This is a genomic window from Actinoallomurus vinaceus (assembly GCF_039542055.1).
In the GTDB taxonomy this organism is placed as follows: Bacteria; Actinomycetota; Actinomycetes; order Streptosporangiales; family Streptosporangiaceae; genus Actinoallomurus; species Actinoallomurus vinaceus.
This window is the reverse complement of sequence record NZ_BAABHK010000008.1, coordinates 180777-194701: the sequence shown is the minus strand read 5'-3', so window position 1 is coordinate 194701 and position 13925 is coordinate 180777. Positions and strand designations below refer to the sequence as shown.

The 13925-nt window shown below is 70.7% G+C and carries 13 protein-coding genes; 6 read left to right on the top strand and 7 right to left on the bottom strand.

Translation table 11 applies throughout. From position 1 onward, the window contains the following. The first annotated feature begins 24 nt into the window (after window positions 1–24). Window positions 25–708 (top strand): SDR family oxidoreductase, encoded by a 684-nt coding sequence (locus ABEA24_RS27515; protein WP_345434027.1) that lies wholly within the window; start codon window positions 25–27, stop codon window positions 706–708. A 71-nt stretch (window positions 709–779) separates the two neighbouring features. Here ABEA24_RS27515 and ABEA24_RS27510 read toward each other — a convergent pair whose 3' ends face one another. From ABEA24_RS27510 to ABEA24_RS27500, 3 genes are all read right to left on the bottom strand, one after another. After that, window positions 780–1190, bottom strand: a complete 411-nt coding sequence (locus ABEA24_RS27510; RefSeq protein WP_345434026.1) for a hypothetical protein — start codon at window positions 1188–1190, stop codon at window positions 780–782. Window positions 1191–1202: 12 nt separating this feature from the next. After that, window positions 1203–2225 carry a cyanobactin maturation protease PatG family protein gene (locus ABEA24_RS27505; RefSeq protein ID WP_345434025.1) on the bottom strand — a complete coding sequence of 341 codons (1023 nt, stop codon included), beginning with the start codon at window positions 2223–2225 and terminating at the stop codon, window positions 1203–1205. A gap of 168 nt (window positions 2226–2393) precedes the next feature. Then, window positions 2394–3323: a S8 family serine peptidase gene (locus tag ABEA24_RS27500; protein ID WP_345434024.1), complete on the bottom strand. Its 930-nt coding sequence runs from the start codon at window positions 3321–3323 to the stop codon at window positions 2394–2396. Window positions 3324–3601: 278 nt separating this feature from the next. Between ABEA24_RS27500 and ABEA24_RS27495 the strand changes: the two genes are divergently transcribed. Next, window positions 3602–3907: a hypothetical protein gene (locus tag ABEA24_RS27495; RefSeq protein ID WP_345434023.1), complete on the top strand. Its 306-nt coding sequence runs from the start codon at window positions 3602–3604 to the stop codon at window positions 3905–3907. A gap of 2 nt (window positions 3908–3909) precedes the next feature. Here the strand turns inward: ABEA24_RS27495 and ABEA24_RS27490 are convergent, their stop codons facing one another. Then, window positions 3910–5601: an immunity 49 family protein gene (locus ABEA24_RS27490; protein ID WP_345434022.1), complete on the bottom strand. Its 1692-nt coding sequence runs from the start codon at window positions 5599–5601 to the stop codon at window positions 3910–3912. Window positions 5602–5772: 171 nt separating this feature from the next. Between ABEA24_RS27490 and ABEA24_RS27485 the strand changes: the two genes are divergently transcribed. Next, entirely contained in the window at window positions 5773–6309 is a 537-nt protein-coding gene (locus ABEA24_RS27485) for a SigE family RNA polymerase sigma factor (protein ID WP_345434021.1), read from the top strand. After that, complete coding sequence (locus tag ABEA24_RS27480) at window positions 6306–7478, top strand: hypothetical protein (RefSeq protein ID WP_345434020.1); 1173 nt, start codon at window positions 6306–6308, stop codon at window positions 7476–7478. The genes ABEA24_RS27485 and ABEA24_RS27480 overlap by 4 nt, the downstream gene beginning before the upstream one ends. Window positions 7479–7538: 60 nt before the next feature. Here the strand turns inward: ABEA24_RS27480 and ABEA24_RS27475 are convergent, their stop codons facing one another. Continuing rightward, window positions 7539–9428 carry a bifunctional metallophosphatase/5'-nucleotidase gene (locus tag ABEA24_RS27475; RefSeq protein WP_345434019.1) on the bottom strand — a complete coding sequence of 630 codons (1890 nt, stop codon included), beginning with the start codon at window positions 9426–9428 and terminating at the stop codon, window positions 7539–7541. Between the two features lie 167 nt (window positions 9429–9595). On the opposite strand from ABEA24_RS27475, the gene ABEA24_RS27470 reads away from it, so the two are divergent. Together ABEA24_RS27470 and ABEA24_RS27465 are read left to right on the top strand one after the other, a co-directional pair. Further along, window positions 9596–10609 (top strand): permease, encoded by a 1014-nt coding sequence (locus ABEA24_RS27470; protein ID WP_345434018.1) that lies wholly within the window; start codon window positions 9596–9598, stop codon window positions 10607–10609. Then, on the top strand, window positions 10606–11301 hold the full coding sequence (locus tag ABEA24_RS27465) for a TIGR03943 family putative permease subunit (protein ID WP_345434017.1): 696 nt from the start codon (window positions 10606–10608) through the stop codon (window positions 11299–11301). Before ABEA24_RS27470 ends, ABEA24_RS27465 begins: the two co-directional genes overlap by 4 nt. Window positions 11302–11312: 11 nt before the next feature. Here the strand turns inward: ABEA24_RS27465 and ABEA24_RS27460 are convergent, their stop codons facing one another. Both ABEA24_RS27460 and ABEA24_RS27455 read right to left on the bottom strand, forming a co-directional pair. Further along, on the bottom strand, window positions 11313–12053 hold the full coding sequence (locus ABEA24_RS27460; RefSeq protein WP_345434016.1) for a YoaK family protein: 741 nt from the start codon (window positions 12051–12053) through the stop codon (window positions 11313–11315). Further along, entirely contained in the window at window positions 12050–13798 is a 1749-nt protein-coding gene (locus ABEA24_RS27455) for an acyclic terpene utilization AtuA family protein (protein ID WP_345434015.1), read from the bottom strand. The genes ABEA24_RS27460 and ABEA24_RS27455 overlap by 4 nt, the downstream gene beginning before the upstream one ends. Window positions 13799–13925: the final 127 nt, after the last annotated feature.

Sequence of the window (13925 nt, the reverse complement as noted above, 5' to 3'; positions counted from 1 at the left end):
GTCTACTCACCCCGGCGCGTCGCAGTGGTCACCGGCGCCAACCGCGGCCTCGGTCTGGCGATCGCGCGCGGGCTCGCCGAACGCGGCCTCCTCGTCGTCATTACGGCTCGCGACGAAAGAGCGGCCCAGGCGGTCGCCGACGACCTCACCGCCGATGGACTCGCTGCCAGTGGGCACCAGTTGGACGTCACCGATCCCGCAAGTGTCGCGCGGTGTTTCGCCGACGTCGCCAAGCAGGTGGGCTGCCTGGACGTGCTCGTCAACAACGCCGGCATCGCCATTGACCGGGGCCAGCCCGCCGCTGCTCCCGACTTCGAGAAAGTACGAGCCACCCTGGACGCCAACCTGCTCGGTGCATGGCGCTGCTGCGCCGTCGCCATCCCCGAGATGCGCAAAGGCGGTTACGGCCGGATCGTGAACATCACAAGCCATCTCGGCTCTCTCACCACGATGGGCGACAAGAACGTCTCGTACCGCGTCTCCAAAGCCGGTCTCAACGCGCTCACCCGCGTGCTCGCCACCGAACTCGACGGCACCGGCATCCTCGTCAATGCCGCTTCGCCGGGCCGCATGAACACGCGAATGGCCTACGGGGAAACCGACCGGACGTCTGAACAAGGCGCCGACACCCCGATCTGGCTCGCGACTCTTCCCGAAGACGGGCCGACCGGCGGGCTGTTCTATGACCGCAAGCCACTGCCCTGGTGACGAGGCTCGCCGAGCATTCGGCACGCGCCGGCCGCTTGCCGGGCGTGGTGTCGCTGAGGCGGGGCGATAGATCATCCCTTCAGGACGGTGGCGGGCTCCTCCACGGCCGCTTTGCAGTGGAAGCAGCCAGCGTCGTGGGTGGTCGCCCAGCAGCCGCAGGGACAGACGACGAATGCGTATCCCCCGTCCACAGGCTGGTCCGCATGGCAGGAGTCGAGCGCGGTCGCCACGCTGTCGGTGGCTCGCAGCAGCGTGGGAAGCGGGTTCTCCGGCTCGATGACGCCTGTGCACGCAGGCACTCCGTGCTGGCAGATGCACAGACCTGGGCAGTGCTTCCCGCAGCACGTGCCGGGGGCCTCGATGTTGTCCTGTTGCGGCATCACGCTGCCGTGGCGGGTGGAAGCCGACGTCCCGCCGACGGTGCGGTACTGGCGGCGGCTGCGATAAACGGAGATGTCGGCGGTGAATCCTGGGAGGGCCATCGGCTTATCTCCTCACTGGGTGCTGAAACGGTCGTAGTAAGTGGACAGCCGGTTCACCAAGAAGGGAAGCTCGTCGGTCACGTCCACCGAGACGGCGGCCTTTTCGGTGAAGCCCGCGCGGCGGCTGGTGTAGGTGAAGATGCAATCCACGACGGTGCGGGCGCCACCGAGCGGGGAACGGCGTACATCGACGCCGCTGAGGGAGAAGTCCTCGGCGAAAGCCCGCGCGGTCCGCACGTAGATCTCGGGATAGCGCATGGCGAGGTAATTGAGAGCCCGATGATCATCGGTGGTCCCGGCGTTGTCTGCGACCTGCAGGATCAGATCCAGCACCTGCGCCGAGACCGCCGCGAACTGTTCGTCCGACATGGCGTCGGGCTTGGGGATCGACCTGCGGAACGATTCTCGGTCGAATGAATAGATCTGGTCGACTGCCACCAGCGGCACCGTGAGGCCGTTGCACATGTCCGGGGGAGCCACCGGGCCCCTCCGACCGATCACCACGTCGAGGTCGAGTGGGCCTGGATCCGGCCGGATCGCATCCACGAGCAGTCGCAGGTCCACGGGGTCGCCGGGGAGCAAAATGTAGGTCTCGATCTCGCGGACAAGCAGCACCCAGCACATCATGCGGGCGAGATAGCGGTGCTCGGACAGCACTGACTGCAGGAGCTGCGCATCCGTCTGTCCGGCGCTGTCGGAGCGGCCCACCACCTGGGCGAACTCCTTCTCGACCGAGAGACGCGGGAAGCGGGCCTCGATCCGGCCAATCGCGTATACGTGTGGAGGCACCAGGCCGACGACCGGACCGGCGTGATCGTCCGCTGGCTCCGCGGTCCCGGAGCTGGCGCACGACGGGCAGGGGCCGCCCGACATGGCGAGTCCGGCCGCCGGTTCCATCAGGTCAGGCCGACGAGGCGATTCCGCCGACGCCGGACGGGGCATCGCCTCCATCGCGGACGGCGCAAGGGTTTGCGCCGGTGCTGTTGGGCAGGGTGCCTTTTCGGGAACTGGCTGTGCGTGTACGTCGTCTGCCATCCGGTTCTGCTCCTTCGGTGCCCGTGCGCGTACCTGGTTCACTTGCCGCTTCGGGACGAGAACACAACCCAGCGGTCGAGAGCGGCAGCTCGCCGTTCACAACCCCCGCACGGCCGGATTCCGGTGCGTGTGGTCACGTACTTGATCGCCTGGCCGAGCCCGATGTCTTCATCGCGGACGAATCCAGGCATGCGGACCCGGAAGGGCTTGCGGCCGTGGTGCTCTTTCTCGTCGGACATGCCTTCTCCTGCGGCTCATCATCTGGAACGCCGCCGCCGCGTCCAACAGCGGCGGTACGAGTGTCCTGCGGCGGCTCGAGGCGGTCACGGCGAGTCTGACCTCGGTGGCCGGGGCGTCCGGGAACAACGACCAGAGCAGTGCGATCGCCCCAGTGACGAACGGGGCCGCCGCGCTCGTCCCGCTCTGCGCCAGCAGCCCACCGTCCGGCCCGAGGCTGATCACGCGGTCGCCGGGACCGCCGAGCCCACGGTGGCCAATTGAGTGACCGAGGTTCGACTGCCCCATTGGCCGGCCCGCCCGGTCGTACGCGGTCACGGGAATGACCCAGGGGTGTCCGGTCAGCGCCGTGCTCCCAATGGCCCGGTCGTTCCCGGCGGCAACGACAACGAGCACGCCTCGCCGTGCGGCGTAGTCGAGCGCGTCGATCAGCCGCCGTTCGTGGTCGGGCCGGGGCTCGTAGAGGGCAGCGCTTACATTGATGACCCGAACCCCGGCCGCTGTACAGGCCAGGATGCCAGCGGTCAGATGCTCTGGTGTGGCGGTCGGTGTCCGCCCGTTCACCGGGCGGTCGGCGAAGACGGCGTGGACGCACAAAGTACAGTTCGGGCAGATTGCCGGCGCTCCCGTGCCCCGCCGCGCCACCAGAATTCCGGCGATGAACGTGCCGTGCACGCACGCCGGGTGCCCGGGATGAACACAATTAACTGTGTGACCGCCGGGCGTCTCTTTGATCCGCGCACCCTGCAGGCCCGGGTGCTCGGCCATGACCGGTCCGTCGATCATTCCGATGGCGATGTCAGGATTTCCCGCCGTCCGATGCGCTAATTCGGTGAGACGGACCAAAGGGAGCGGTTCCATGGCCCGCGACCACCCCCTTGGTAGCACCCCGCGCGAAACATGATTGCATCGCTACCGTTTGATCACAAGAGACACTTTGTGTTGTGTATTGCGCCGCATTTTCGATCAAGAAATGATCGGGCGGAGATGACACCCCCAGCCTGCTCACCGACGCTCTTCGCAGTGCCGGCTTCACTGCATCAGAATCAGGGTGACCTGCGGTAACGCTTCAGAAAAGTGCCGTGGGGTTCCAACCTCCGGACGCCGCCTGGCGTGTGTACGGGTGACGAGGAGGCGGAATGACGCGATTCGACGGGTTGCCCGAGTTCGTGGCGGCTCGGCAGCAGGCACTGATGCGCACGGCGTACCTGCTGACCGGCGACGGTGACCTCGCCGAGGATCTGCGGAGAGGCCCTGATCCCATGGCCATCCCCTATCGGCCGCAACCGCAGGGCTTCGCCGTCTACCGCCCCAAGTTCCTCGAGGTCCCCGGCCGCTACGAGTCGGACCAATCCGGGTTGGCCGAGTCCTTCTTCGCCGGAGTCGACTCCCACGAGCAGGCAGCGGCCGTCTGGGACGCCCACCTCATCGACCAGTCCGTCTGAGCTCAGGTCGGAAACTCTCCGCACCATCCCCGGTCGACCAGGTACTTCGGCAGGTACGGCGACGCGGTGTCGACGGGGAATTCCCAGTCGTGGGCGAGACACGCCATCGCGAGCGGGCCCAGGGCCACGCGGCTGCGCGGATCGTTGCTCCGTTGACCGTTCCAGTAGCGCTCGTGGTGCACGAGGGACTCGGCCAGGGCAGTGGCGAAGGCGGCCTTGTCGTCGGTGATGAGCCGATGGAAGAGGGCGACGGGCTGGTAGTCGACCAGGTCGAGGAAGTCCCTCGGGGTGCGGGTCGCCGCGTGCGGGTGGGACGTCTCCATGGTGGCGATCAGCTTGGGCACGATGTCGTCCATGGGCCGGCGCAGCCAGTGGCTCTGCAGGGTGTCGATCCAGTGGAAGACGTAGTCGTCCAGGGCACTGGCGCGGCGCAGGTCGTCCAGCGGGACCTGGCTCAGCATCGTCAGCCGGTCGCGCTCGCGGCAGACGAGGGCGAGCCAGCAGGCATCGAGCCAGGCGCGGGCGTCGGCGTACGGTGCGGGGCCGGTGGCGGGCAGGGTCAGCACGCGGTCGCCGACCCGGCACTGCACGGTGCCCTCCCGCGCAAGGGTGGTGGCGAAAATCGCGGAGCCGATCTGCATGGCCTTGACCCAGGCCTCCCAGCTCTCCAGCATCGCGGCGTCGGGGTCGGCCGCGCAGCGAGCGTGGGCAAGGGCCAAGGCCGCGGCGAAGGCGTCACCAAGACTGGCCGGATCCTGCTCCAGCCGCCCGATGAACTCGTCCACCGTACGCGCCAGGTCCGGGGCGGTGGCCGTCGGACTTCCGGTCGAGGTCCCCTGTTCCCCGCGCAGCCGCTTCATCATCTCCAGCAGTTCCTGCGGCGGTTGTACGGACAGGGAGCGGCTCTCGTGGTCGAAGACCGTGAGGCAGACCAGGCGTCCCTGGTGCCACCAGTACAGCCGCGGGGTGAGAGAACCGGGCCCGTCCTGGTAGGCGCCCAGGGCGTAGCCGCTCAGGTCGTTGACCGCGTCCACCACGGTGCCGTCGACGATCGGATGGAAGGCCAGCAGGTGCCTGGTCGGAACGGCGACGAGCGCGCCGGCCTCCGGCAGTTCCCGGCCGGTGACGGCCTGGGCCAGTTCGGGCAGTACGAGCGCCTTGCTCGCGACGAAATGAGAGTCGCCGCTGACCGAGTGCAGCAGCGCGCCCGACGGCCCGCGCGTCTCCATGTGCTTCACCGGTTCGCCCAGCAGGTTCGCCCGGCCCGCCGCCCACAGCTCGTCGAGACCGGCGCGGGTCACGTCGGCATCGCTCAGGATCCGTACGGAGGTGGGCGCGTTCAGGGCCAAGGCCACGAGCAGGTCCTCGGCCACCGGCCGGGCGTAGCGGAAGTGGTCGGCGGCGTCTCCGTCGAAGGCGTCACCCGAGACCAGCCGCAGGTACGACTGCCGCAGCAGTTCCTCCCGCCCCTCCCCGCCCTGGGACGCACCCTCCAGCCGGGTGAAGTGCTCGGCGACCAGCTCAGGCCAGTGCTCCTCCGGAATGGTGCGACACCGCTGCGCCAGCGTCGTCAGCGGACTGAGCCGCCCGTCATGCGCGATGGCTCCTCCCTCGACCGCCGGACGCCCACCCCGCCGGGCGAAGTAGTCGTACGCCAGACCACGCAGGCGTTCGGCCTGGGGCACGGTGAGCATGGGCAAATGGACATCGGGCGTGTGGTTTTGACTCACCCCGCCAACCCTATGTGTGACTTTGCGGCTATCTGGGCATGTCAGACCGCCGCCTTGTGAGGCCGGCCGAGAAAACGGTCGCGGGGTTCCAACCTCCAGAGGTCGCCTGGCGTGTGTATCGGGTGAGGAGGCGGAATGACGCGATTCGACGGGCTGCCGGAGTTCGTGGCCGCTCGGCAGCAGGCTCTGATGCGCACGGCGTACCTGCTGACCGGCGACGGTGATCTCGCCGAGGATCTGGTGCAGAGCGCTCTGGTGAAGGTCGCAGCGCGGTGGGGGCGGGTGGCCGCCGCGGGCGACCCGGAGGCGTACGTGCGCAAGATCCTCTACCACGAGCACATCAGCTGGTGGCGGCGCAGGGGCCGACACCGGGACCGGCCCACCGCGGATCCGCCGGAGCCGGAGGGCCGTCCGGACTTCGCCGACGGCATGGTGTCGGCGATCCTCCTGCGCCAGGCGCTGGGCCGGCTCGCCCCGAGGCAGCGCGCCGTGATCGTGCTGCGGTTCTACGAGGACCGTTCCGAGGCGGAGACGGCCGCGCTGCTGGGCTGCTCGGTCGGCACCGTCAAGAGCCAGACCCATCGCGCGCTCTCCCGGCTGCGGACCCTCGAGCCCGGGCTGGCCGACCTGCTCACCGACTCCGAGACCGAACCCACGGGGGTGGCCCGATGACCCGTCTTCACGAAGCCCTGCACGACCTCGCCGAAGAGGCACCCCAGACCGATCTGGCCGGCCGCGTGGTGACGCGGGCGCGCCGTCGCCGCCGGGTTCGGCTCCTGACCGCCCCGGTCGTGGCCGTCGGCGCGGCCACCGTCGTCGCCGCGGCGTCGCTGCTCGGCGGCCCCGGGCGCGACACCGGTCCCGCCGTCGCACCGGGCGAACGGGTGCTCAACGCCGGTGCGCTGCCCAAGCCGCTGCCCGGCCACCAGATCGAGCCGGTCAAGTACGCGTATCTCGACTGGTGCGGAACGCAGCGAGGTGCCCGCACCGGCGGGTGCACCCAGTGGCGCGTGGTCAGCCGGTCCGGCGAGCAGTGGCTGGTGGCCGACTCGCTCGGCTCCTCGCCTTCCACGCCCGGCGGTTCGGCGCCTCTGGAGATCAGCGCGGATGGACGTCTCATCGCCTACTACCGGCCGTCCGACGAACACATCGTCGTACGGGACCTCCTGTCCGGTCGCGTCACCGTGGTCGGCCGGCGGGTCTCCCAGCGGGACGCACCCGCGCTGATGTTCTCCGGTGACGGACGGCGGCTCGCCATCTCGTTCAACACGGTTGGTCCGGTGCACGCCCTGCTGGCCGACACGGCGACCGGCGAGGTCCACGAACTGCCCGGCGGCTGGGTGATCGGCCTGGGGAAGGACGCCTCGACGGTCACGCTCGCCGAAGACGACGGCAAGCGGACGACCCTCGTGCTCGCCGGGCCGGACGGGAGCCTTCGTCGCCGCGTACCCCTCAGCCCGAAGCTGCACTTCGAAGCGCTGGGGAACGCGCTCGCCTCGGACGGGCACACCCTGCTGGCCCTCCCCGGCCCCGAGAAGAAGGGCCTGAGCGACCCGACCCCGCTGGACACCGTCGTGCTGGTGGACGTGCGCACCGGTAAGGAGATCGGGCGGCGGCATTTCCGCCTGCCCGAGGAGACGTCTCGGCTGGCCTACGTCGTCGGGTGGGCCGGTGAGACGAAGATCCTCCTCACGGCGTCCGCCATCGTCCCCCGCCGGAAGGAGATCATGAGCGACCGCGCGTACGTCGCCGACCTGAACACCGGGAGGACCCAGACGTTCGGCACGATCTCCCTGTGGGCGAGCGAGACCGACACGACGTTCGGTGATTTCGGATCCTGACATACGAGAGCCCCGGGTGCCGTCCCGGCAGGGGACGGCACCCGGGGCGCCGAAGTTCGGTCAGGACAGCGGGGTGATGCGGTCCCTCGCCGGGACGGCGACGCCGGTGGTGCCGGCGGCTCCGAGGTAGGCGGTGAAGGCATCGATGTCCTGGGCGCCGCCGAGCGGGTTCGTGCCCTCGTTGAAGACGGTGAACCCGTCGCCGCCGGCCGCGAGGAAGTTGTTCATCGTGACGCGGAAGCTCGTGGTCGGGCTGACCGTCGCGCCGCTCACCTTGATCTCACCGACCTTGCCGGCGCAGGTGGCCGCGGAGGGGTTCGACTGGTAGGTGAGCGTCTTGGAGATCTGCAGGACCTTCTGGGTGGTCTGGCCGCCGCAGCCGGCGAACTGCTGCTCCAGGACGCGCCGGAGCATGTCCCCGGTCATCGTCTTGGTGACGAGGCTGTTGCCGAACGGCTGCACCGTGAACGCCTCGCCGTACGTGACCTCGCCGGGCGCCTCACCGCCCGCGATGTCACCGGTCTTCAGGTCGGCGCGGACCCCGCCCGGGTTCATCAGGGCGAGCTGCGCGCCGCCCTTGGACGCGTCGGAGGTCGCGGCGAGCTGCGCGTCGGCGATCACGTTGCCGAGCGTGGTCTCCCCCTGCGGGGTGGCGTCGCGGGTGAGGTCGCCCTGGATCTTGCCGACGACCTTGTTGGCCAGCGGCGCGGACGCGTCGACGTACTGCTTGACGACCTTGGCGACCTGCGGGTCGGCCTTGGACGGGTCGTCCTTGCGGATGACGCCCGGGCCGGGGGTGTTGAGGGCGTTCTCGACGACCGAGTTGGCGGCGTCGGCGGCGACCAGCTTGCCGGTGTGGTTGTCGACCGTGAGCTTGATGTCGCTGAGGATGCGGCCGTACGAGGCGGCGCTGGTGATGAGGCGCGTGACGCCGTTCACCGTGATCGTGCAGCGGTACTCGGCGTGCGTGTGGCCGGACACGATCACCTTGATGGACGGGTCCAGCTTCTTGGCGATCGCCTCGATGTCACTGCCGGCGAGGTTTCCGGCGCAGCCGTTCGGCGCGGTCAGCGTCCCCGTCTGGAACCCGCCCTGGTGGATCACCAGCACCGGGATCTTCACGCCCTGGCGGGCGAGTTTCTTGACGGCGCGGTTCGCGGCCGCCGCCTCGTCGGTGAAGTCGAGGCCGGCGACGCCGGTCGGGGTGACGATCGTCGGCGTCGCCTGGAGCACCTCGCCGATGAAGCCGATCTTGACGGACCGTCCGGCGGTGGTGGGGAACCGCTTGACCCCGTACGCGGGGAACAGCGTCTTGCCGGTCGCCTTGTCCGTCACGTTGGCGGACAGGTACTGGAAGTCGGCGCCCGGGTAGGTCTTCTTGGTCGTCCACCGGTGGTGCTGCTTCGCGGCGTACGGGGCGCCCTTGCAGCCGGTGGGCGCGCAGCCGCCGTTCTGGACGCGCTGCAGCTCGGTCTTGCCCTTGTCGAACTCGTGGTTGCCGACCGAGGAGTAGTCGACGTTCATGAGGTTGGCCATGATGGTGGCCGGTTCCTCGTTGAAGAGCCCGTTGACCAGAGGGCTGGCGCCGATGTTGTCACCGGCCATCACGGTCGCCTCGCGGGCGCCGTACGCCGCCTGCTTGTCGCGCACCGCCTTGGCCAGGTAGGCCGCGCCGCCCGCGAACTTGCCGTACATGGTCAGGCCGGCGGGCTCGAGGTTGCCGTGGAAGTCGTTCCAGGCGAGCAGGTGGACGTCGGTCGTACCGTGGGGCCGGTTCTTGCCCGCCCAGTCGACGGTGACCTTGTCGGAGAGCGTACGGGCGCCGGCGATGGTGACCGCGCCGGCCGGCTGCGAGCCGGTGACGGCCAGCGGCGCGGCGGCCACCGCGCCCAGCGCGACGGCGATCAGTCCCGCACGGGTCGCGCGGGAACGCAGAAACGCAGGGAGCAAGGCTTCCTCCGGGGAGCCGAGACCACGCCGTCATCGGCGGGGGGACGCTGAATACCGCCCGTACCTTGTCATGATCCGATGTCGGCCGGGAAGCCGCCAGGTTAATTCGTTTTCATGGCGTGACCTCGTGTTGTGACCGTTTCGCGGGGGCGCATAGATTGCGGCCTGTGCCGACCCCCGCCTCCCCCTCGGAGGCCCCTCCCGCCGCGGACGCGGCCCCGCCCGGCCGCCGTGCGCGCGGTGCCGGGCTGCCGCTGGTCACCGCGCTGATCGTCGCCGCCGTGGTGCTGCGGCCGGTGCTGACCGGGCTGCTCGGCCACCCGGCCGTCGCGAACTGGGCGACCGTCTTCGTCGCGATCACTGTCCAGGCCCTGCCGTTCCTGGTACTCGGCGTCGCGGTCAGCGCGACGATCGCCGCGTTCGTGCCGCCCGGCCTGATCGCCCGGCTGCTGCCCAAGCGCCCCGCGCTCGCGGTGCCCGCCGCCGCGGTGGCCGGTGCGGCGCTGCCCGGCTGCGAGTGCGGGTCCGTCCCGGTCGCCGCGCGGCTCGTCTCCATCGGCGTGACGCCCGCGGCGGCGTTCGCCTTCCTGCTGTCGGCGCCGGCCATCAACCCGGTGGTGCTGGTCTCGACGGCCGTCGCGTTCCCCGGCCGACCCGCGATGGTCGTCGCGCGGTTCCTGGCGAGCCTGGCCGCGTCCGTCGTCATGGGGCTGCTGTGGATCGCGCTGGGCCGCGACGACCTGATCACCCCGAGGCGCACGCGCCACGGCGAGGACGGCCCCCGGCTCAGCGTGTTCCTCGCGACCGCGCAGCACGACTTCCTGCAGGCGGGCGGTTTCCTCGTCATCGGGGCGGGCACCGCGGCCACCCTCCAGACCCTCGTGCCTCGGAGCGTCGTCGACTCCGTCGCCGGCACCGGCCCCCTCTCACTGCTCGTCCTCGGCGTCCTGGCCGTGGTGGTGGCGCTCTGCTCGGAGGCGGACGCCTTCGTCGCGGCCGGGCTCAAGCAGTTCTCCCTCACCGCGCGCCTGGCGTTCCTCGTCGTCGGGCCGATGGTGGACGTCAAGCTGTTCGCGCTGCAGGCGGGGACGTTCGGCACCCGCTTCGCCTGGCGGTTCTCGCTCGCGACGTTCGTGGTCGCGGTCACCTGCGCCGGACTCGTCGGGTGGTGGTTGCTGTGACGGAGGACGCCCGCGCGACGACGGTCCTGCTCGTCGGGGCGATGATGGTACGGCTCGCGCTGAGCGGCGCGTACGCCAAGTACGTCCGGACCGGCATGGGCGATGTGCTGCTCGTCGCCGGAATCCTGCTCGTCGGCCTCGGGCTCGTCGGCGTCGCCCGCGCCCTGGGATTCGGACGCGGAACCGGCGGCGCGCACGGTCACGACCACGACCACGGCGACCGCGCCGGGTGGCTGCTGCTCGGGCCCGTCCTGGCGCTGCTGCTCGTCACGCCGCCCGCGCTGGGCAGCTTCGGCGTCGGCCGCAGCGCCGCCGTCGACGTCAGCAGCTCCGGGCGCACCTTCGACCCGCTTCCCGCCGGCCGTACGACGCCGATGACGCTGCTGGAGTTCGACGAGCGCACCGCGGACCACGGCGGCGCGAGCTTCGGCACGACGCCGGTACGGCTGACCGGGTTCGTCACTCCGGCGAACGACCGCACCGGCTTCCGGATCGCGCGGTACCAGATCGCCTGCTGCGCGGCCGACGCCGTTGCGGCGATCGTCCGCGTCACGGGCACGACGGGCAGGTCCCCCATCCGCGACCAGTGGGTCACGGTGACCGGGACGTTCCAGCGTTCCGCCGACGGCGTCCCCGAACTGCGCGCCACCAGCCTCACCGAAGTCCCCGCCCCGCGCGACCCGTACGAGTAGGCGCGCCGCGGCTACCGTCGTCGGCGGGTGAGCGGGCGGCGGGAGGTAAGGCGCCGTCCCCAGACCGCACGGCGCTCGTCGACGACGAACAGGCCCAGCGCGAGCAGGAGCACGGCCGCGCAGACCCAGATCGACCGGGCCCCGATGTGCAGGGTCAGCAGGCCGCCGACGAACCCGCCGGCCAGGAAGCTGAGGATGACCGTCCCGAAGCTGCGGGCCTTCCGGGCCGCCTCGGGATCGCGGTCGGCCACCACCAGGTACAGCGCCTGCGCCGCCGAACGGAGGTTCCCCGTCGTCATGGTCGTGTTGTACGTCCAGTTGATCAGTGTCCGGAACATCGACACCTGGACCGACGCCACGAACGCGATGACGACCACCACCACGTCCTGAGGGACAACGGGCGACAGGAATCCGACGACCACCAGGACGAGGATCTCCACCACGAGCGCCGCCCTGGCCGGCCACCGGACGACGGCCGCGATCCGGGGACGGCGCAGGGTCTCCGCCACCCCCACCCCGATCATGAACGCCAGGATCGGCGGGATGTGCCGTACGGCGGCGCCCCAGTGACCACGGGCCGCCTCCACGCCGAACAGCACGACGTTCCCGGTCTGCGCGTTGGCGAAGACGCCGCCGAGGCTGATGAAGGAGTACGCGTCGAGGAACCCTCCGACGAGGGCGAGCAGCACACCGAGCTCCAGCGACGCCACCGTCTGTCGGCGCCGTTCGGACTCGGTGCCCGTGTTCGTCACAGGAGCCGCTCCGGCAGGGGTACGTGGCGGGCGCGCAGCCATTCGCCGAGCGCCTTGGCCTGGGTGTCGAAGCGGCGCGCCTCGGTCGCGCCGCCGTCGAGCAGGCCCTGGACCACGAAGTTGACCGCGCGCAGGTTCGGCAGGACGTACCGCTCGACGGTCAGCCCGCGCGTCTCGGGCAGCAGGTCCTGGAGCCGGTCGACGGTCATCGTGGCGGCGAGCCACGGCCAGGCCTCAGGATCGGAGACCCACAGCCCGACGTTGGCGTTGCCGCCCTTGTCGCCGGACCGGGCATGGACGAGGCGGCCGAGCGGCCCCTCGACGACCGGCCCCGACTCGTACTCGCCGGGAGCGACCGTCCCGGCGGATTCGACGGGCTCCACGGTCGCCGGGGCGGGGATGGTCTCCTGGCGTCCGTCGGCGTGCATGACCGTGTGCCGCAGGATCCGCTGGGGGACGAGCGTCGGCCAGTACACGCCGTACGCGGAGCCGGCCGTCGGCGCGCCCATGCCGTAGATCCCGGGGTAGCTGGAGAGGGCGAGTTCGACGCAGAGCGCAGAGAACGCGCGTCCGGCGCTGCGCTGGTCGCCGTCGACGGCGACGTGGAGGAGGCTGGAGCCGGCCATCTGGTCGGCCGGATCCGTCGCGGGCAGTCCGATGCGGGTGAAGCGCAGGTCGGTGATGCCGGGGTCGCCGTCGAGGCGCGCGTGCACGGCCCGTTCGACCAGCGCGGCCTTGGCGTCGATGTCCAGCCCAGTCAGCACGAACGTGCAGCCGTTGCGCCAGCCGCCGAGCCCGGTCACCGCGACCTTGGTGGTCGGCGGCGGGGCCTGCCCGGCCGTGCCGCTGATCCGGACCCGGTCGGGTCCCTCCTGTGCCAGGCGAACGGTGTCGAGCCGGGCGATCACGTCCGGATTGAGGTAGCCCGGCGCACCGATCTCGTACAGCAGCTGGGCCGTGACGGTGTCGACCGTGACCGCTCCGCCGGTGCGCTCGTGCTTGGTGATGACGCTCGTGCCGTCGCGGTCGACCTCCGCGATCGGGAAACCGGGGTGGCGCAGGTCGGGGATGGCGGTGAACCCGGAGAAGTTCCCGCCGGTGGCCTGGGCCCCGCACTCGATCACGTGCCCGGCGACGACCGCCCCGGCGAGGGCGTCGTGGTCGTCCGGCGACCAGCCCCACCACCAGGCGGCGGCCCCTGTCACGAGCGACGCGTCGGCGACCCGGCCGGTGATCACGATGTCGGCACCGCCCCGGAGCGCCGCGGCGATGCCGAACCCGCCGAGGTAGGCGTTGGCGGTGAGCGGCTCATGGCCCCAGCTCGTGAACGGCTTCCCCGTGTCCAGGTGGGCGAGGTCGTGACCCTCGGCCGCCAACTCGGTCAGACGGGCGGTGAGATCATCGCCCTCGACGTGCGCGACCGTTAGGTCCACTCCGGCCTCGGCCAGCAGCGCGCGGGTGTCCCGGGCGAGCCCGGCCGGGTCGAGGCCGCCCGCGTTCACGACGACCTTGATGCCGCGCTCGGCGATCTCGGCGGCCACGGGCTCCAGCTGGCGAAGGAACGTGGTGGCGTACCCGCCGGTGGGCTTCTTCAGGCGGTTCTTCGCGAGGACGAGCATGGTGACCTCGGCCAGGTAGTCGCCCGTGACGACGTCGACCGGGCCGCCGCGCACCACCTCGGCGAGGGCGGTGAGCCGGTCACCGTAGAAGCCGGAACAGTTCGCGATTCGTACCGGCCGGTTCATGGGCTGCTCCCGGGTGACGTCGCCTGTACGAGGGCCGGACCGCCTCGTCCCTGCCCCGAAAAGCGAAGTTACCGCACGGTCGCCCGGTCCCATCGGACCGGTCCGTGGGGCAACTCGCGGCGCATGC